The following is an 18,768-nucleotide window of genomic DNA, read 5'->3' on the forward strand; positions in this document are numbered from 1 at the left end:
GACCATGAAACATCTGATCACCGGCGCGCTGACCGCCGCCCTGCTGTCGGGCACCGCTGTCGCAGCCTGGGCGCAGGACGCCACCTATACGCTGCGCGCAACAGCCAATTCGAACGAAAACGACGAAGACTACGACGGCCTTGTCGTGTTCAAGAACTACGTCGAAAGCGCGTCCAACGGGCAGATCGGCGTGGAATTGTTCATCGGCACGCAGCTGTGTTCCACGGGCGAAGAATGCCTTGAAGGTGTGGCCGAAGGCTCGATCGACATCTATATCTCGACCTCTGGCGGGACCGCGTCGCTGTTCCCCTTTGTGCAGGTGCTGGACCTGCCCTACCTGATGAGCGACGACCGCGTGGCAGAGGCTGTGCTGGACAACGGATCGCCCTTTGTCGCCACCATGCGCCAAAAGGTCAGCGAAGCCTCCGACGGTCAGGTCCGCCTGATGACGATCGGCAACACCGGCGGCTGGCGCAACTTTGCCAACACGGTCCGCCCGGTGCAGACACCCGCCGATCTGGAAGGTCTGAAAATCCGCACCGTCCCGGCAGAGCTGCCGCAGGTCCTGACCAGCGCGCTGGGCGCATCGCCCACCGGCATCCCGTGGCCAGAATTGTTCACCTCGCTGCAAACCGGCGTCGTCGAAGGCACCAAGAACGGCATCACCGACATCATGTCGATGAAATTCCCCGACGCGGGCCTGCAATACCTGACGCTGGACGGGCACGCCTACATGGGCGCACTGTGGTTCATGAACAACGAAAAGTTCATGGATATGCCCGAAGATCTGCGCAAGGTCGTGGCCGATGGCTTCTACCAGTTGCAGCAGGCGACATTCGCCTCGCCAAAGCGGAAATCCATCGCGGCCTATCAGGCGTTCACCGATGGCGGCGGCGCCATCTACGTGCCGACACCCGACGAAAAACAGATGTTCCTCGAAGCTGCCGCACCCGTGCAGGACTGGTTTCGTGAAAACGTCGACGGCGGCAGTGAAGTGCTCGACTCAATGCTCGCCACCGTCGAAGAGGTTCAGACCCAGCTGGATGCGGAATACGCAGCCGAACTGAACTGAACCACCCACATCACACGCACAGGGGCCGCATCACGCGGCCCCTTTTTCATGTGGTCCTGTGGCATCATCTTGCCTGAAATACTCCGGGGGAGCGCCGCAGGCGCGGGGGCAGCGCCCCCTCACCCGTCACCTGTCCACCCCCGAACCCGTCACTTGTCCGTCACCTGTGCATAACCCGCCCGATACCGCGCATGGGCCTCTGCAAAGGCATCGTGCAGACGGGCGTCCGGTTCCACCACGCGCGCGATCTGCGGCGGCGTCGCGATCTCGACCCCGGCACCGGTCGCGGCCATCAGGCCCAGCCGTGCTGCACCGAATGCCCCGCCGAAATCACCCGACACCGGGATTTCGACCGGCAGGTCCAGCGCCGTGGCGATGGCCTGCACCCAATAATCCGACCGTGTGCCGCCACCGACACCGATCAGGCGGTCGATCCGGGTGCCGGTGCCGGTCAGCGCGTCGAAACTGTCGCGGAACGCATGTGTCACGCCTTCCAGCACAGCACGGGTGATCGCGTCGCGGTCGGTGGCGTGGTCCAGATGCAGCAACTGGCCGCGCACCTCTGCATCGTTGTGCGGCGTGCGCTCGCCCCCCAGATAGGGCAGGAACAGCGTCCGCCCCGGCGCGCGCAATGGCCCCAGACCGGCGGTCAAGTCGGCGGCCTTGGCCCCTGCCACGGCGGCCCACCAGTTGATCGCGTCGCCTGCGGCCAGAATGACGCCCATCTGGTGCCACGTGTCCGGCAGCGCGTGGCAAAAGGTATGCACCGCACTGGCCGCATCCGGCTGGTAGCTGTCGCTGGCCGCAAACAGCACGCCCGACGTGCCCAGCGACACGAACGCCTGCCCCGGCTGCACCACGCCCACACCCACGGCGCTGGCAGCATTGTCGCCGCCACCCCCCGCCACCGGCACGGCGGACATGCCCCATTCGGCGGCCAACGCGGGGCGCAAGCTGCCCGACACCTGCGATCCTTCGACCAGACGCGGCATCGCGTCACGGTCAAGCCCGGTCGCCGCCAGCAGATCGTCCGACCAGTCGCGCGCCGCGACGTCCAGCCAGCTGGTGCCGGCGGCATCCGACATTTCGGCCACGTGTTCGCCGGTCAGCCACAGGCGCAGGTAATCCTTGGGCAGCAGCACCTTGGCGGTCCGGGCAAACAGATCGGGTTCATGGTTACGGACCCATGCCAGTTTCGGCGCGGTGAAACCCGCAAAGACGATATTGCCGGTCAGACGGCGGAAATCGGGGTTGTCGTCCAGCACCGCGGCTTCGGATGCGGCACGGGTGTCGTTCCACAGGATACAGGGCCGCAGCACCGCGTCATCCGCATCCAGCAGGGTCGCGCCGTGCATATGCCCCGACAGCCCGATTCCCCGCACCGCCGACAGATCGGCGCGCGCCTTGAGCTGGCCCATCACCTGCGTCGCGGCCGCGATCCATGCCGCCGGGTCCTGTTCGGACCAGCCGTCATGGGGGCGTTGCACGGTCAGGTCGGCGACCGCCTCTGCCACGACGTTCTGCTGATCGTCGATGACGATCCCCTTCAGACCAGAGGTCCCCAGATCCAAACCGATATACATCTCAAAATCCTTTCGTTGTCGCACAGCACGTTAGCCCCGATTGCCCCCGGTGACGAGGGGCAAGACCGTCCGCCGAATTGACCGGCGCACCGGAACGGACTAGAACAAAAGAAGAACAAATGGAATCGGACGCCCCGTGCAGAACCCGTCAGACACAGTCTTTCCCGGTGCGGACCGGATCACCGAAACGGTGTATCCGCTGGACGCCACGCTGTCGGAACTTTTCGCCACCAGCACGCTGGATGCGGCGGTGACGGGCTTTGCCTGCGCGCAGCTGGCGGGGTTTGCGGGGGACGACCGTCCGGTCCTGTGGGTGCAGGACCGGCTAAGCCGGCGTGAGGCCGGGCGCCCCTGCCTTGCGGGCCTGCCGCATGGCCTGAAGCTGCTGCATGTGATGGCGAACCGCCCTGTGGATGTGCTGTGGGCGATGGAAGAAGCGCTTTACAGTGCCGGCGTCTGTGCCGTGCTGGGGGAAATCTGGGGCGATCCGCCAGCGCTTGATTTCACCGCGACCAAACGCCTTGCCCTGCGGGCAGAGGCAAAGGCCGTGCCTGCCCTGCTGATCCGCCGTGCGGCCACCCCGAACCTGAGCGCGGCACGCCAGCGCTGGCGTATCGGTGCCCTGCCCGCCCTGTCGGACCCTTATGACAACCGTGCACCCGGCGCGCCCCTGTGGCAGGCGGACCTGTTTCGCGCCCGTGGCCGTGCCCCCGGCGCATGGGTCGCCCGGCAGGATGCGCGCGGTCTCGTGCTCAGCCATACGACCCAGCACGATGTCGCCCGTCAGGCCATCGCCTGACCGCGTCGGGGGATGCGACCATGACCCAACAGATGCGCCTGACCTGTCCTGCCCCGCAGACCGACGCGGATACGCCGCTGCCCCGGCATGCCATGCGGCCCACAGGCGGCGCCGTGGACACCGGACAGATCGCCATGACCGGAACAGGTGTGACCACCACCGGCGATGCGGAACCCGCACCGCGCATGGGCCGCGATGCGCTGTCGCGCCGGATCGTCAGCATCCAGTTCGAAGATCTGGCCATCGCCCGCTGGCTGCGCTGGGCCACCCAGCGACACGACGCGCCCCCTGACGACCTGCCGGTGATTCTTGCCGTGGATGGGGCGCATGGCCCGGTGGTCTATGCAGTCAATCGGGCCGCCCGCTGTGCAGGGCTGCAACCCGGCGCGCGGGTCGTGGACATGCGCGCATTGTGCCCGCAGGTGCGCGTCGCCTGGGCTGATCCCGACGGCGATCGTTTGGCGCTGGAACGGCTGATGCTTTGGGCGCGGCGGTGGTGCCCCTGGACCGCGCTGGATGGCTGCGACGGGCTGGTGCTGGACACCACCGGGTCGGACCACCTGTGGGGGGGCGAAGCCGCGCTGCTGCGCGATATGGAAGGCCAGTTCAGCCTGCTGGGCCTGTCGACACGGCTGGCCATGGCACCGACCCACGGTGCCGCTTGGGCGCTGGCCCGGTTCGGCCCTGTGCGCGCCGTCGTGCCCCCCGACAGGCTGGCGCAGGCCACCGCCCCGCTGCCCGCGCGCGCGCTGCGGCTGGATGGCGATACGGTGCTGTTGCTGCAACGGCTGGGGCTGAAGACAATCGGTGATCTGGCCGCCGTGCCACGGGTCAGCCTGGCGCGACGCTTTGCGCAGACGGCACTGGCACACAACCCGCTGGCCCGGCTGGACCAGTTGCAGGGAAGGCTGCCCGAACCCGTCAGCGCCGAACGTGAACCCCCCCGGTTCGCGGTGCAGGCCCGGCTGGCGGAACCGGTGCAGGACCCGGTCCCGCATCTGCCTGCCCTGTGTGCCGAACTGTGTGCCGCACTGGAGGCTGCGGATTGCGGCCTGCGCCGCCTGACGGTGACGGTGTACCGCGCGGACGGCGAAGTCTCTGCCGTGACCGCCGCCACCGCGCGACCCAGCCGCGATCCAGCACATCTGCTGCGGTTGTTCGACGACCGGCTGGACCGGATCGATCCGGGGTTCGGTTTCGATCTGATCACCCTGACCGCCGATGCGACAGAGGATCTGGCCCGGGTGCAGACCCGGCTGGACGGGCGCGCGGACGATGGCGCGCAACTGGCCCGTCTGATCGACCGGCTGGTGGCGCGGCTGGGCCATGCAGCGGTGCAGGTGCCGGTGCCCCTGCCCAGCCATATTCCCGAACGTGCGGCGGGCTGGCTGCCCGCGATGTCGGGGCGGGATGCAAATGCGATGACACGACCCGCGCACCCGCGCCCGCCCTGCCTGTTCGATCACCCCGAAGAAATCCGCGTGCTTTACGCCGTCCCCGAAGGCCCGCCCGCCCAGTTCGTCTGGCGCAGACAGACCCACAGGGTCACGCGGTTCGCCGGTCCCGAACGGATCGCGCCGGAATGGTGGAACGATCGCCCCGGCACCCGGCTGCGCGATTATTACCGGGTCGAAGCGCAATCCGGCCATCGGTTGTGGATCTACCGCGACGGCGTGCTGGGGGATGACCGGGGCGATGTGCCGCGCTGGTTCGTGCACGGATGCTTTGCGTGACGGGCCGGGTTCGGGGGGCCAGCCCCCCCGGGATATTTTTGGCAAAAAGAAGCAACAACTCTTTAACACTTCGGAGTCACTGTGACCCCACGGTACAGGCGGGGACGCTGATGACCGTGCAAGGAGAAGGCGGTCCGTTTCCTGACGGGGCGGACCGCTGGACCGACCTTGGGGTTTGCGGGCTTCTTCTTGCCGCAAATATCCCGGGGGGGCCGCCGCAGGCGGCGGGGGCTGCGCCCCCATGCCACCCCGATGCGGGGGATGCCCCCGGTGCCTGAGACCGACAATATCCATCCCCGCCACACCCTGCCGGAGGACGGGATTTACACACCCAACCGCCGGTCGCCCTATGTCGAACTGGGGGTGTTCACCTGCTTTTCGTTCCTGCGCGGCGCCTCGGACGCGGCGGATTTCGCCGCAGAGGCCTGGGCGCTGGGCTACGATGCGCTGGGTTGTGCGGACCTCAATTCACTGGCCGGGGTGGTCCGCGTCCATACAGAGGCGAAAAAGGCCAGCATGCGTCCGGTGATCGGGGCGCGCATCGCCTTGCGGACGGGCGAGGTGTTTCTGGCCTATCCGCGCGACCGGGCCGCCTATGGCCGGTTGAGCGCGCTGATTTCCAAGGGACGGCGCCATGATGCGGACGGGCGCTGGCAGGCCAAGGGGGTTTGCGATCTGACGCTGGACGATCTGGCGGCTCATGCAGACGGCGTGCAGCTGATCGTGGTGCCGCCCGACGATCTGGACGGGTTCGCGCGCACCCTGCCCGCGCTGGTCCGGCGTCTGCCGACGCTGCGCCATGTTGCGGCAAGCTACCTGTATCGCGGCTGCGACCGGGCGCGGATCAACCGGCTGGATGGCATCGCGGGCCAGACCGGGCTGAAGCTGCTGGCGACCAACGACGTGCTGTATCATGCGCCCGACCGCCGGCCCCTGCAGGACGTGATGACCTGTATCCGTCACAAGACCACACTGGCCAAGGCAGGTTACCTGCTGGAAGCGAACGCCGAGCGCCATCTGAAATCTCCCAGCGAAATGCAGCGCCTGTTCGCGGAATGGCCGCATGCCATCGCCGCCACGCGGGCGGTGGCGGACGCCTGCCAATTCGATCTGACCGAACTGGCCTATGAATATCCGTCCGAAGTGATCCCGCAAGACATGACGGCGCAGGCCTATCTGGAACAGCTGACATGGGAGGGTGCGGCGCAGCGCTATCCCGATGGGGTGTCCGACGCGACGCGTGCGGTGATCCACAAGGAACTGGCGATGATCCGGAAACTGGATATCGCCCAGTATTTCCTGACGATCCACGACATCATCCGCTTTGCCCGCGAAGAGGCAAAGCCGCCGATCCTGTGTCAGGGGCGTGGATCGGCGGCCAATTCCGCCGTCTGTTACGTGCTGGGGATCACCGCCGTGGACCCCACGCAGCACGCGCTGCTGTTCGAACGCTTCATCAGTGAAGAACGCCGCGAGCCGCCCGATATCGACGTGGATTTCGAACACGAACGCCGCGAGGAAGTGATCCAGCATATCTATGCCAAATACGGGCGCGACCGCGCCGGGCTGTGCGCGACCGTGATCCATTATCGCCCCCGGTCCGCGATCCGCGAAGTGGGCAAGGTCATGGGCCTGTCAGAGGACGTGACCGGCGCGCTGGCGAAAACCGTCTGGGGCAGTTTCGGGCGCGAGATCGCGGACAAGAACGCCGACGAGGCGGGCGTCGATCTGACCGATCCGCTGATCCGGCGCACGATGATCGTGGCGCGGCAGATGATCGGGATGCCGCGTCATCTGGGCCAGCACGTCGGCGGGTTCATCCTGACGCAGCGCAAGCTGACCGAAACCGTACCCATCGGCAACGGCGCGATGCCCGACCGCACCTTTATCGAATGGGACAAGGACGATATCGACGCGCTGGGAATCCTCAAGGTGGATATTCTGGCACTGGGCATGCTGACCTGCATCCGCAAGTGTTTCGACCTGATTTCAGCGCATTATGGGCAGGACTGGACGCTGGCCAGCGTCCCGCAGGAAGATCCACGCGTCTACAACATGATCTGCCGGGGCGACACGGTGGGCGTGTTCCAGATCGAAAGCCGTGCGCAGATGAACATGCTGCCGCGCCTGCAACCGCGCACCTTTTACGATCTGGTGATCGAGGTCGCGATCGTCCGGCCCGGCCCCATTCAGGGCGACATGGTGCATCCCTATCTGCGCCGCCGGTCGGGGCAGGAACCGGTCAGCTACCCCTCGCCCGGGGCGCCGCACGACCCGGCAGAGCTGAAGAACATTCTGGGCCGCACGCTGGGGGTGCCGATCTTTCAGGAACAGGCGATGAAAATCGCCATCGACGCCGCCGAATTCAGCCCGGCAGAGGCGAACGAGTTGCGCAAGGCCATGGCCACATTCCGCAGTCGCGGCACCATCGCGCTGTTGCAGGACAAGATGGTCGGCCGGATGGTCAGGCGCGGCTATGACGCGGATTTCGCGCAGCGCTGTTTCGACCAGATCAAGGGGTTCGGGGAATACGGCTTTCCCGAAAGCCACGCGGCGAGTTTCGCGCAGCTGGTCTATGTCTCCTGCTGGCTGAAACATCATTACCCGGCGGCCTTTACCACCGCCTTGCTGAATTCCCAGCCGATGGGGTTCTATGCGCCCGCGCAACTGGTGCGCTGTGCGCGCGATCACGGGGTCGAGGTGCGGCCCGTCGATGTGAACACATCCGACTGGGACAATACGCTGGAACCCAAGGGTCGGGGGTTCGCGATCCGGCTGGGGATGCGCCAGATCGGCGGGTTGCGCGCCGATGCCGCCGCCCGGATCATGGCCGCACGCAACACGCCTTATCGTGACATTGCGGATCTGCACAGTCGTGCGGGGATCACCGCCCCCATCGTGCGCCGTCTGGCAGAGGCGGACGCCGTCCGTTCTTTGTGGGTGGACCGGCGGCAGGCGCTGTGGGACGCCAAGGGCCTGCGCGATGCCCCCGACCTGCCGCTGTTTCAGGACGGCAGCGACGAAGGGTCAGAGGTGCCGGTGCCCCTGCCCGCGATGCCGGTCTGCGAACAGGTGGTTGCGGATTACCAGACGCTGCGGCTGTCGCTGAAGGCGCATCCGGTGTCATTCCTGCGCCGGTCCATGACGCGGCAGGGCTATGCCAGCACCGCCGATCTGGACCGCGCCGCGAACCGCAAACCGATCCGGCTGGCGGGTATCGTGCTGATCCGCCAACGCCCCGGCAGCGCCAAGGGCGTCTGTTTCATCACGCTGGAAGACGAACACGGCGTCGCCAATATCGTCGTCTGGCCCAAGGTCATGGAAACCTATCGCAAGGCGGTGATGCAGGCCCGGCTGCTGGCGGTCAAAGGTTATATCCAGCGCGATGCCGACATCGTCCATATCGTCGCGACAGAACTGATCGACCGCTCTGATGCGCTGCTGCGGCTGGCCCCGGACGCCATGCCGGTCGCGGTATCCCGCGCCGATCACGTAACCAAACCACTGCCCGCCGGTGGCGGACGTCAGCACCCGCGCAATGTGCGGATCATCCCCAAAAGCCGCGACTTTCACTGACGCCGTGCAACCACGCACATAGCGGCATTGCATCGGCGCAGGTTGCACCCGCGCCCAAAAAGGCAGACTGACAGGACAACCCCGACAAAGGCCCGCACCCGATGACTGCCCGTTCTGATACGCCCCGTGCCGCGGGCACGGAAATTCCCTATTTCGAATTCGTCGCCATGATGGCGCTGCTGATGGCGCTGAACGCCGCCGCGATCGACGTCTATATCCCCGCCTTGCAGGATATCGGGGCAGCACTGAATGTGCCCGATGAAAACAGCCGCCAGTTCGTGATAAGCGCCTATGTAATGGGGTTCGGCGGGGCGCAGATCATTTATGGCCCGCTGTCGGACAGGTTCGGGCGGCGTCCGGTGCTGTTTGCCGGGCTGACCATTTATCTGGTGGGCGCGCTTGCGTCCGTCTTTGTGCCGACCTTCGGTGCGCTGCTGGCGATGCGTTTTGTCCAAGGGGTCGGTGCCGCCGCCACCCGCGTGATCGCAACCGCCGCCGTGCGCGACCGATTTTCAGGCGAACGGATGGCCAGCGTCATGTCGCTGGTGATGATGATCTTCATGATCATGCCGGTTCTGGCGCCAAACCTTGGCAGCCTGATCCTGCTGTTTGGCAACTGGAGAGAAGTCTCGGGCTTTATGTTCCTGTTGGGGGCCGCGGCCTTTGTCTGGACGTGGTTCCGCCTGCGCGAAACGCTGCATCCCGCAGATCGTCGCCCCCTGCGTCTGCGCCCCGTGGCAGAAGCGTTTCGCATCGTGCTGAGCAACCGTATTTCAGTCGGCTACCTGATCGCGATGGGGACATTCTTTGCCTTCATCTTCGCTTTCATCGCGCAGGCAGAACAGATCTATACCCAGATCTACGGCATGGGGGCGGAATTCACGCTGTGGTTTTCCGTCGTCGCTATCTTTATGTCCGGCGCCGCGTTCCTGAACAGCCGTCTGGTGGCCAGGTTCGGCACACGGCGGCTGTCGCACGGCGCGCTGTGTTTCTACATCGGCGTAACCCTGCTGCATCTGATTCTGGCACTGGCCTATGGCGGCAGCACGCCGTTCTGGTTGTTCATCACCCTGTTCACCGTGATGATGTGCTGCGTGGGCATCGTACCGCCGAATTTCAACGCGCTGGCCATGAACCCGCTGGGCCATGTCGCTGGCGTCGGGTCTGCCGTACTGGGTGCGGCACAGACCGTGCTGGGCGGGGTTCTGGGTGCCATCGTCGGATATCTTTACAACGGCACGCTGATCCCGCTGCTGGGCGGCGGTCTGGTGCTGGCTGTGATCTCTCTGGCGGCTGCTGCATGGGCCGAGAACGGCAAACTGTTCGGCCGCAGCACCTGAGACTGCGAACGCCGGACTGAACGCTCATCGGACTAGCCTGTTCCCTCTGGCATGGGGCCCTGTTTCGGATCATCACGTAACAGACGCAAGTTTGACGCAACCAGCTTGCGGCCAGTGTCTTCGCTCAGGGCCTGATTGACCAACATCGCAAAGTCGTGGTCTTTTTTGCAAAGGTTATTCAGTGTCTTGGACGAGATGGAAAACACGGTCGCCTGTTCGTCAATCACGACAGTTGCGCTGGCGAGCCCCTCGCATCGCACGTTCATTTCGCCGACAAAGGCGTCGCGCAGCGTCCCGATAACCCGATCCGCGCATGTCACCGCTGCACGACCGTCAATGATATAGCCAAGCTGCCGGACCGGTTCACCTTCGACCGTCAGCACATAGCCGACAGGCGCGGTAAAAATATTGCCCGCATTGAAAAACCGGCGCAGCATGGCCGGGGGGGCGCCGGGAAAAACGGCATTGGCCAGTCTTTCTTCTTCTGCGGAAAAGCGCACACGGTAGTTGCCGACAAACATGCGTGTCAGCCCGACCAGACTGATCACGATCCATGATATCTGGATCAGGGCCGACGACATGTTGAACGCAACCGACAGGCTCAATAACACCAGCGTCGCCGCGACAAGATTGAAAATGGTGTAAAGATATCCCGACCCCCGCAGGATACCCGCCTGCAACAGGCCGTATGACAACAGGTAAAAGGCCACGCCAAGGTAGCCAAGCCAATCAAGGACGTCGTTCGGAACCTGCGCCATAACATTACCGTACCTTCTGGGGTAAACTATGTTGGCACACCGACCCGTTTGCAAGCATTCGTCGCGGCGGCGCAGCGAACACAACCAAAGCGTATGAATCAGGCAATTACGCAAGATCGGCCAATTTTTTCCGATATCAGTCCGAAAATGGTTGCCGTAAGGTCAACTTCCGCCCTAGCTTCAAGTGGGTAGGAGGGCGAAGTGACTGACTTTGCTGTAGAATCGCAAATCCGCGGATACGGGGAATGGGCGTCGCCTATTGCCCCTGCTGATCTGGCCAAGGGCACGCGCAAGATCGAACAGATCTGTCGTGATGGGGATGCGGTGGTCTGGATCGAAAGCCGACCAGAGGAAGGCGGACGCAGTGCGATCATGCGCTGGACCCCAGCGCAGGGCTTCGAAGATGCCACACCGCGCTGGTTCAGCGCCCGCACCACGGTAAATTCCTATGGTGGCGGGGCCATGGCAGTGCGGGACGGCGTGCTTGCGTTTGTCCAATATTCCGCCGAAGCCTTTCCCAAGACACGGGACCAACGTGTGCATCTGGCCGCACCCGGCAAACTGCCAAAACCGATCACGCCACCAGTCGCCGCGACCTATGCCGATCTGGAAATTGATCCTGCGCATGGCGTGATTTACGCCGTGATGGAAGAAACGACGGTCAAGACCAATGGCCAGCCGACGCAAAGCCTTGTTGCGCTGGATCTTGCGGGGGAACGTCCGCCGCGCATCCTTGCACAGGGGGGTGATTTCTATGCGACGCCCCGGTTGTCGCCCGACGGAATGCGGCTTTGCTGGATCACGTGGAATTACCCGTCGATGCCGTGGGAAGGCACGCAGCTTTGGCTGGCGGATATTGACCCGTCGGGCGCGTTGCGCGACCCGCGCAGGATTGCAGGATCACCCGCAGCACATATCGACCCGACGCTGAACCCCGTCCTGCAAGACCTGATGCGCTATTCGGACGAAGCGATCATGAACCCGGTCTGGTCGCCGGACGGGCGGCTATATGTCGTGTCGGACCGCGTTGACATCGACGGCGACCGCTGGGCCAATATCTGCCGCGTCAAAGGCGACACCCTTGTCGCCGTCACGCAAGAAGCGGCAGAATTCGCCGCACCACCCTGGCGGCTGGGGGGCGCGTCATTCGGATTTGTGTCCGAGGATGACATCATCGCCTGCGTTACGCGTGACGGCGTATGGTCGCTTGCGCGTGTGGACACCACTTCTGGACAGGTCACGCAGATTGAAACGGGGTTCAGTTCAATCGCGCACCTGCATGTTTGCGGCGGCGACGTCGTATTTCTGGGCGGGACCTTCACAGCGCCAGAGGCAATCTGCCGGATGATGCCGGACACGCGCGATGTGCAAATCATCCGCGATACCGCGCCGCCGCTGACAGACGCGGTGCAGGCCTGTATCGCCGCGCCGACCCCGATCACCTTTGCCAGCGGCCCTGACGGCACCGCACAGGCGCATGCCTTTCACTATGCGCCGCAAAACCCGCATTTCGCCGCGCCGACAGGTGAAAAACCACCGCTGATCATTCTGATCCACGGCGGCCCGACTGCTGCCGCGACTGCAGGGCTCGACCTGACGATCCCTTTCTTCACCTCTCGCGGGTTTGCGGTGGTTGACGTGAATTACAGGGGCAGCACCGGTTTTGGCCGCAATTTTCGCAGGGCCATTTACGGTGGCTGGGGCAAGGTGGATGTCGAAGATTGCACAGCCGCCGTCAACGCGCTTGTCACCGATGGCCATGTCGACCCCTACCGTGTCGTGTCACGCGGGGCATCGTCGGGCGGCTATACCACGCTGGCGCTGGCCACGTTTACCGACCTGCTGAGTGCCGCAGCCAGTCGATATGGCATATCCAACCTTGAAATGATCGCAAAGTTTACCGACAAGCTAGAAGCGCATTACGCGGAATTGCTTGTCGGGCCTTATCCGTCGGCGTCAAAACTGTTTCGCGCGCGGTCGCCGCTGTTTCACGCAAGCCAGATCGACTGTCCGATCATCCTGTTCCAAGGCACCGAAGATCCCGTGGTGCCGCCCGCACAGGCCCATGTTCTGATCGACGAAATGAATGCCCGCAAACTGCCGCATGCTTTCGTGTTCTATGACGGCGAAAGCCACGGTTTCCGGCAGGCATCCTCCATAATCGATTCCGTGGAAAAAGAGCTTTCATTCTACGGCACATTCCTTGGTTTCACGCCTGACGGGCCATTGAAGCCACCGCAGATTTTTCATCACGAGGACGCCACAAGTCACTGACGCCACATATTTAATTTCACGCGGTGAATCACAGCCGAAATGACAGATACCCTCTGGGGAGGTAATTTTGACCGACCGACATCGCAGCGACGATTTGCTTCAATCCATCAACGCCTTTCGGCGGCGGCACCCTGACAAACTGAGCTTGAACAAAGGCGTGCCGGTCAGCACGCCTGCTGCATGGTTTCTGGGCCCGAAGGGCGAGAACGAAAAGGTTCTTCGTGACCTTGTTGATATGGCGATCACAGCCAACATTCAGGCCCGTCAGGATTATCGCCCCAAAGACCCGCAGATGGCACCTGACGGGATAATCTGCGACGAAAACCCCGCCTATGCCAAAGCGACCGCCTTGATGGAGGAGCGCCTTGCAGAGGTTTTGGCGCATCTGCGGTCCTCGATCCCACTGTCAAGCTATCGCAACCAGTCCCACATGTATTGGGACACGACGCTGCCAGCGGTCGCAGGGTATTTTGCAGGGCTTCTTTATAATCAGAACAACGTCGCGACAGAGGCGTCCCCCGTGACCACGCTGCTGGAAATGGCAGTATGCGATGATATCTGCCGGATGCTGGGATATCGCGATCCCGAAACCGAAACCGACCTGCCGCGCCCTTGGGGGCACATCACCTGCGACGGGTCCGTCGCCAACGCGGAATCGATCTGGGCGGCGCGCAACCTGAAATACCTGCCACTGGCCATGGCAGATGCGATCCGGCACATTCCCGCGCTTGCTGACGCGCGGCAGATCACGGTTCTGACGCTCGACGGCAAACGCAGCACCCTGCTAGATCTGGACACGTGGGAGTTGCTGAACCTGCCCGTGGATGAAGCGATTGGCCTTTCGCTGCGGGTTACGACCGCTGCGGGGATCGACCCCGACACGCTGAAATCCAGCCTTGCGGGGCGGACGGTTGCCGATCTGGGCATGATCGATTTTGCACGCCGTTTTCTGCCCGACGTGCCCGCGCCGGTCATACTTGCACCAGCCACGGCCCATTATTCGTGGCCAAAGGGCGCATCGCTTGTGGGGTTGGGCCGGACCAGTGTTTTGCTGGTTCGCGTCGATTTTGATGGGCGCATGGACACCGTCGATCTGCGCCGCCATCTGGACCGCTGTCTTGCCGAAAAACGCCCCGTGCTGGAGGTTGTCGCCGTCATGGGCACAACCGAAGAAAGCGCTGTGGACCCGCTCGCTGATATTGCCGATATCCGCGATGAATACCGCCAGATGGGGCTGGAATTTACCCTGCACGGGGATGCGGCGTGGGGCGGCTATTTTGCGTCGATGCTGCGGCCTTCGAAACTGGAACGCGACATCGCAGAACGCGGACTGGAAGGCACCGACGAAGAAGCCCGCTTGTTGTCGCGACACTTTGGCGTGCAGGAATCCCACAGCGGCGCGCGGGACAGGCCCGATCTGGATGATCTTTACTTTGCGCATGACCGTGGCATGGGACCGGGGATCATGATGAGCGAGTATGTCACGCGGCAATACAATGCTTTTGATTGCTGCGACACAATCACCGTCGATCCGCACAAGGCGGGTTTTGTGCCCTATGCGGCCGGTTCGTTGGTCTATCGCAACGGGGCAATGCGGGATGTCGTCGCCTTTACCGCGCCGGTGGTGTTCCATGGTGGTGCTGTGGCAAGCGTTGGCGTGTATGGCATCGAAGGGTCCAAACCGGGGGCTGTGGCCGCTGCCGTTTACCTGTCGCATGCGGTCATCCCGGCAGATAAGACCGGCTATGGTCGGTTGCTGGCCAAATGCATGTTCAATTCAAAACGGTTCTATTGCGCGCTGTTGGCAGCATTCGGACCGCAGGATGATGTCACCCTGACCCCGTTCCAAAGGCTGCCAGCCGAACGCGATGGCGCAACCCCGTATGAGGTCGCGGCACAGCGCGCCTATATCGCCCGGCAAATCGTGCCCGTGGCCGATGATGCATTGGTGGAAAAGCTTATCCACGATCCTGAACTGATGACGTTATTCCAGCGGCTTGGATCGGATCAGACGATCTGTGCCTATACGATCAATTTTCGCACTGCCGACGGGATCAATCGCGACCTTGACCTTATGAACGATCTGAACGCCGCCATTTTCAAAACGCTGTCGGTTCAGGAATTTGGCGGCGACAGGGTCCCGACGGCACCAATGTTCGTGACGGCGTCAGAGTTTTCTGCGGATACCTACGGGCAGGAATTTGTCGATCACTACGTGACCCGGTGTGGCGCTGACCCGGTGGCCGGTCATGCAGTTAAATTTCTGACGTCGACGCAGCAGAACCCTTTTATGACCTCGACCGCTGACGGCGACCTGACCCCGAAACTTGCTGATATCCTCAAGCGAACGGCCCAAGACCTGGCGGCTGAACTACGCCGCCAACACGGCTTGTCCGCACCGACCTGACGCTCTCACTTAAAGGACGCTCCGATGTCGCACAAACACACCAAAGCCCACACCGGCGACAAGACACCGCCAGATTTTGTGACAAACCATCCCCACCAGCATGCTTTCGTGTTGGTCGGGCATGAAACGGTGTTTGCCGTGCACATGACCCAATATCACCACGAGGAACACAAATATCAGCTGGTCATGAAGATGACCCTGCCGCCGGACGTGAAATCAGCGCTTGATCACGCGCGCGACATGTATCCCACGGATACATTTGTGTTGTGCAACGACGATGCGGAATCGCAATTGTTCATGGTGCCCGACCTGCCCGCCGGACGCCGCCCGACATTCAAAGCGAATATCTTTCAGGGACTGCCCGCGTTCACGAATGAAGAGGCCGAAGAGCCGCATTTCTTTCCGTGGGATAAAGTCAGAACGACGCCGTTCATCGCCGATTTTGACGTGACGGTCGAACGTATCGTGACCTACCGTCCTTTCGCTCACCACCTCAAACAACCTGATTTTGCAACCTATCTTCTGTGGGGTGACGGAGAAGAAGCACACATGACCAACCTGCAGACGGCAGCGTTGGCCTCTGGCAAATTCGAGGTGCCGGCGTTCGGCCCCGATTACGACCATGTCATGAGCTTGAAAGAGGCACCGGCCTGGCTGGACAAGCCACTGCTAGAGGCGGGTGTTGTCGTGTCCGTCCCGGGCCTGCGTTTGAATGATGCCAAGACCGGCGCCCCGACGATCCCCACGGATGTTCCGATCGCGCCGGGCCAGAAGATCGATGTTCTGTATCGTGGGATGGGCCCTGTCCGTACGGTTTGGGCTGGCCAAACGTTTTTGGCGGCAACGGCCGTGTGCAACAGCCCCGGCGTACTTGACGGCGTGTCGTTGATTATAAGCGCAACACCGGAGAAACCAGAACATGACTAAGATTCCACAGATGGGTGAATTCACCAAAGAAGACGGAAACGAAGAACTTTGGTATCAGGTGTTCCAATTGGGCCATCCTGTTCTTGCAGGAAAACAAAAGCGGTTTTCAATGCTGCCCGGACGCACCCGGTGCAAAATGTGCTATGCTCCGTTCACCGGTATCGGGGGCTGGATCACAAAGCGGATGGGATTGCAGGCATCGTCGCGCAACCCGTTTTTCTGCAATGCATGCGACGGTTTTCTGAATGCGTTTCCCGGCGGTGCAGAGGTTGATCTGGCCATCATGTTCTGTGATTTGCGCGGATCGGTCGCTCTTTCGGAATCAATGACGCCAAAGCAGTTCAAGGAATTGATCGTCTTTATGCGCGAAACAATCATTCCGGTGCTATGGCGATCCGAAGGGTTTGTCCTTCAATTTCAGGGCGACTCGATTATTGGCGTCTGGCCTCCGGGCTTCAGCGGCAAGGATTATGCACAAAAGGCCGTCGATGGTGCCTTCAAGATGAGCAAAGCACTGGAAACCGCGACGTTTAATGGACAAACGGTACCGGTCGGAATTTCGTTGCATGCAGGGCGCGCCTATCTGGGCACCGTCGCCTCTGTCGGGAATGACCTGCAGGAAGTCAGCGCCTTTGGTTATGACGTCAACATCGCAGCACGGCTTTCAGATGCGGCAGAGGCAGGCGAGGTGCTGATCAGCGAAGCCGCCATCAACGCCGCAGGCAAGCAGAACCATGCCGTCGATCTGCACCCGTTCGCGCTGAAAGGGGTCGAAACGCCGATTCAGGCCGGGCACCTGCTGCGCCCCTGAACGATGCGCAGTGACGATGGCGTTCACACCGTCGACGCAAGCCGCGCGCTTAAGCTGTGCTGGTTTTCGGAAAGTCGCGACGTCATCAGCCGGGTCAGTGCAATGGCAAAATCAGGCTGATCCTGAAACAGCTTTATGACGTTTGCCCGGTCAATCCATGCAACTGACACCGGCCCTACGGCGCGCACCGTTGCGTTGCGTCGCCCTTCTGCAGAAAACAGGCCAATTTCGCCAAAAATTTCACCCTTGTTGATCGTGCACTCAAATTCTTCGACACGGACTTCACCTTCCAGCACGACAAACAAACGATCGGCCTGATCGCAGCGACGAAAGACCACCGCCCCTGCAGCAAAACGGGTCGCGGTCATAAAGGGCAAAAGCATGTCGGTGTCAGGCGCTTTGTTGAACATCCCGCGCACCCGGTGGCGCATCTGGATCTGCTGCACGGTGCGCCAGATGTTCACAGGCAACAATACCGCGTGCAGGATCAGGATCGGAACAAGCCCCGCAGAAATACCATAGGCAATAAACAGGATGTTTGAGGCGATCGCGATTATCCGCAGCGGCAAAAGGGTTTGCATACAAAACGTCAGGAACACCAGCGCCGATGCCGCAAAGCCGATTAAATCAACGACCTCGAAAGACATACCAAAGTTCCGTTCCATATTTTGCGCATGAATGAACGTTTTGCGCATCCTGTGAACTATGGTTGATCCCGTGCGCGTCGTCCAGTTCGATGGGCTGTTCTTGCCTGCTGCCCTGTTCTGGTGTTGGCTGCTTCTATCACCGTGAACTATGCGAATTCAGGGCTGCAATCGATTCATGGAAGACATGCTATTTTCTGATTTTCTGGTACTTGCTGCGGCTGGTATGTTTATTCTGGGGTATCTGATCATCAATCAGATCATCCTGCGCACCATGCTTTTGATCGGAACAGCGCTTTATATCTGGTACTATGCTGTGTTCGATGACGCACCCCTGTGGCCCGCAATCTGGGCCAGTGCTGCGACAGGATCGGCCAACCTGATCGGCATGTTGAATTTGATTTACCGACGATCAGCATGGGCCATTCCAAAGGAATTTCGCGATATTTACCGACATTTTGAGAACGGCAGTGCAAAAGTTGGCCACGGAAGTGGCGTGATAATCTCGCTGCGGGCAGCGTAAAATGTTGCCACTTTGGCTCTTTCTGTTTGCAGGGAGGGCGGGAGATTTTAGTCGTGGATTTATATTTGAAGGTCCGCCTCGCGCGTCGGGGCGGTATGAGCGAACGGGAGGCCGCCAGCCATTTCGGGATCTCGCGTGCGAGCGTGAAGAAGATGATGATGTTTTCGGTCCCGCCCGGTTATCAGCGAACGGCGCAGATCAAGCGGCCCAAGCTGGATGGTTTCACCGGCTTTATCGACCAATGGATGCAAGACGATCTGAACCGTCCCCGTAAACAGCGCCACACCGCCAAGCGCATTTTTGAACGGCTGTGCGACGAGC

The 18,768-nt window shown here is 62.1% G+C and carries 14 protein-coding genes and 1 pseudogene; 12 read left to right on the forward strand and 3 right to left on the reverse strand.

What is annotated here, in order from left to right; all coding sequences use genetic code 11:
• Positions 1 to 4: 4 nt before the first annotated feature.
• A complete protein-coding gene (gene dctP, locus GZH79_RS18465) occupies positions 5 to 1,072 on the forward strand; it encodes a TRAP transporter substrate-binding protein DctP (RefSeq protein WP_211645242.1) in 1,068 nt (355 codons plus the stop codon).
• Between the two features lie 149 nt (positions 1,073 to 1,221).
• On the opposite strand, the gene xylB is transcribed toward dctP, so the two are convergent.
• Positions 1,222 to 2,655 (reverse strand): xylulokinase, encoded by a 1,434-nt coding sequence (gene xylB / locus GZH79_RS18470; RefSeq protein WP_211645243.1) that lies wholly within the window; start codon positions 2,653 to 2,655, stop codon positions 1,222 to 1,224.
• Positions 2,656 to 2,791: 136 nt separating this feature from the next.
• On the opposite strand from xylB, the gene GZH79_RS18475 reads away from it, so the two are divergent.
• From GZH79_RS18475 to GZH79_RS18495, 5 genes are all read left to right on the forward strand, one after another.
• Positions 2,792 to 3,454 (forward strand): hypothetical protein, encoded by a 663-nt coding sequence (locus GZH79_RS18475; protein ID WP_349291234.1) that lies wholly within the window; start codon positions 2,792 to 2,794, stop codon positions 3,452 to 3,454.
• Positions 3,455 to 3,474: 20 nt separating this feature from the next.
• Positions 3,475 to 5,187, forward strand: a complete 1,713-nt coding sequence (locus tag GZH79_RS18480; RefSeq protein WP_249219288.1) for a DNA polymerase Y family protein — start codon at positions 3,475 to 3,477, stop codon at positions 5,185 to 5,187.
• A gap of 110 nt (positions 5,188 to 5,297) precedes the next feature.
• Positions 5,298 to 5,465: a hypothetical protein gene (locus GZH79_RS18485; protein WP_211645244.1), complete on the forward strand. Its 168-nt coding sequence runs from the start codon at positions 5,298 to 5,300 to the stop codon at positions 5,463 to 5,465.
• Positions 5,458 to 8,763, forward strand: a complete 3,306-nt coding sequence (locus GZH79_RS18490) for an error-prone DNA polymerase (protein WP_211645245.1) — start codon at positions 5,458 to 5,460, stop codon at positions 8,761 to 8,763. Before GZH79_RS18485 ends, GZH79_RS18490 begins: the two co-directional genes overlap by 8 nt.
• A gap of 101 nt (positions 8,764 to 8,864) precedes the next feature.
• The gene (locus GZH79_RS18495) at positions 8,865 to 10,103 is read left to right on the forward strand and encodes a multidrug effflux MFS transporter (protein ID WP_211645246.1); all 1,239 of its coding nucleotides are present in this window, start codon (positions 8,865 to 8,867) and stop codon (positions 10,101 to 10,103) included.
• Positions 10,104 to 10,135: 32 nt separating this feature from the next.
• Here the strand turns inward: GZH79_RS18495 and GZH79_RS18500 are convergent, their stop codons facing one another.
• A complete protein-coding gene (locus GZH79_RS18500) occupies positions 10,136 to 10,861 on the reverse strand; it encodes a cyclic nucleotide-binding domain-containing protein (protein ID WP_211645247.1) in 726 nt (241 codons plus the stop codon).
• A 201-nt stretch (positions 10,862 to 11,062) separates the two neighbouring features.
• Here GZH79_RS18500 and GZH79_RS19370 point away from each other — a divergent pair, with 201 nt between their 5' ends.
• From GZH79_RS19370 to GZH79_RS18520, 4 genes are all read left to right on the forward strand, one after another.
• Positions 11,063 to 13,135, forward strand: coding sequence for a prolyl oligopeptidase family serine peptidase (locus tag GZH79_RS19370; RefSeq protein ID WP_211645248.1), 2,073 nt, complete (start codon positions 11,063 to 11,065; stop codon positions 13,133 to 13,135).
• Positions 13,136 to 13,202: 67 nt separating this feature from the next.
• Positions 13,203 to 15,542, forward strand: coding sequence for a pyridoxal-dependent decarboxylase (locus tag GZH79_RS18510; protein WP_211645249.1), 2,340 nt, complete (start codon positions 13,203 to 13,205; stop codon positions 15,540 to 15,542).
• 24 nt (positions 15,543 to 15,566) lie between these two features.
• The gene (locus GZH79_RS18515; protein WP_211645250.1) at positions 15,567 to 16,469 is read left to right on the forward strand and encodes a hypothetical protein; all 903 of its coding nucleotides are present in this window, start codon (positions 15,567 to 15,569) and stop codon (positions 16,467 to 16,469) included.
• Entirely contained in the window at positions 16,462 to 17,280 is an 819-nt protein-coding gene (locus tag GZH79_RS18520; protein WP_211645251.1) for an adenylate/guanylate cyclase domain-containing protein, read from the forward strand. Before GZH79_RS18515 ends, GZH79_RS18520 begins: the two co-directional genes overlap by 8 nt.
• Before the next feature lie 23 nt (positions 17,281 to 17,303).
• On the opposite strand, the gene GZH79_RS18525 is transcribed toward GZH79_RS18520, so the two are convergent.
• On the reverse strand, positions 17,304 to 17,927 hold the full coding sequence (locus GZH79_RS18525; protein WP_211645252.1) for a cyclic nucleotide-binding domain-containing protein: 624 nt from the start codon (positions 17,925 to 17,927) through the stop codon (positions 17,304 to 17,306).
• A 184-nt stretch (positions 17,928 to 18,111) separates the two neighbouring features.
• On the opposite strand from GZH79_RS18525, the gene GZH79_RS18530 reads away from it, so the two are divergent.
• Positions 18,112 to 18,447, forward strand: a complete 336-nt coding sequence (locus GZH79_RS18530) for a hypothetical protein (protein WP_211645253.1) — start codon at positions 18,112 to 18,114, stop codon at positions 18,445 to 18,447.
• Positions 18,448 to 18,542: 95 nt separating this feature from the next.
• Positions 18,543 to 18,768: pseudogene (locus GZH79_RS18535) on the forward strand (IS21 family transposase); the annotation flags it as partial.

Origin of the sequence: Loktanella sp. SALINAS62, from assembly GCF_018263905.1 — a bacterium.
Lineage (GTDB): Bacteria > Pseudomonadota > Alphaproteobacteria > Rhodobacterales > Rhodobacteraceae > Loktanella.

Coding starts and splice junctions, on each gene's coding strand:
- dctP (WP_211645242.1), top strand. CDS start 5: ATGAAACATCTGATCACCGGCGCGCTGACCGCCGCCCTGCTGTCGGGC.
- xylB (WP_211645243.1), bottom strand. CDS start 2,655: ATGTATATCGGTTTGGATCTGGGGACCTCTGGTCTGAAGGGGATCGTC.
- GZH79_RS18480 (WP_249219288.1), top strand. CDS start 3,475: ATGACCCAACAGATGCGCCTGACCTGTCCTGCCCCGCAGACCGACGCG.
- GZH79_RS18485 (WP_211645244.1), top strand. CDS start 5,298: ATGACCGTGCAAGGAGAAGGCGGTCCGTTTCCTGACGGGGCGGACCGC.
- GZH79_RS18495 (WP_211645246.1), top strand. CDS start 8,865: ATGACTGCCCGTTCTGATACGCCCCGTGCCGCGGGCACGGAAATTCCC.
- GZH79_RS18500 (WP_211645247.1), bottom strand. CDS start 10,861: ATGGCGCAGGTTCCGAACGACGTCCTTGATTGGCTTGGCTACCTTGGC.
- GZH79_RS18515 (WP_211645250.1), top strand. CDS start 15,567: ATGTCGCACAAACACACCAAAGCCCACACCGGCGACAAGACACCGCCA.
- GZH79_RS18520 (WP_211645251.1), top strand. CDS start 16,462: ATGACTAAGATTCCACAGATGGGTGAATTCACCAAAGAAGACGGAAAC.
- GZH79_RS18525 (WP_211645252.1), bottom strand. CDS start 17,927: ATGTCTTTCGAGGTCGTTGATTTAATCGGCTTTGCGGCATCGGCGCTG.
- GZH79_RS18530 (WP_211645253.1), top strand. CDS start 18,112: ATGCTATTTTCTGATTTTCTGGTACTTGCTGCGGCTGGTATGTTTATT.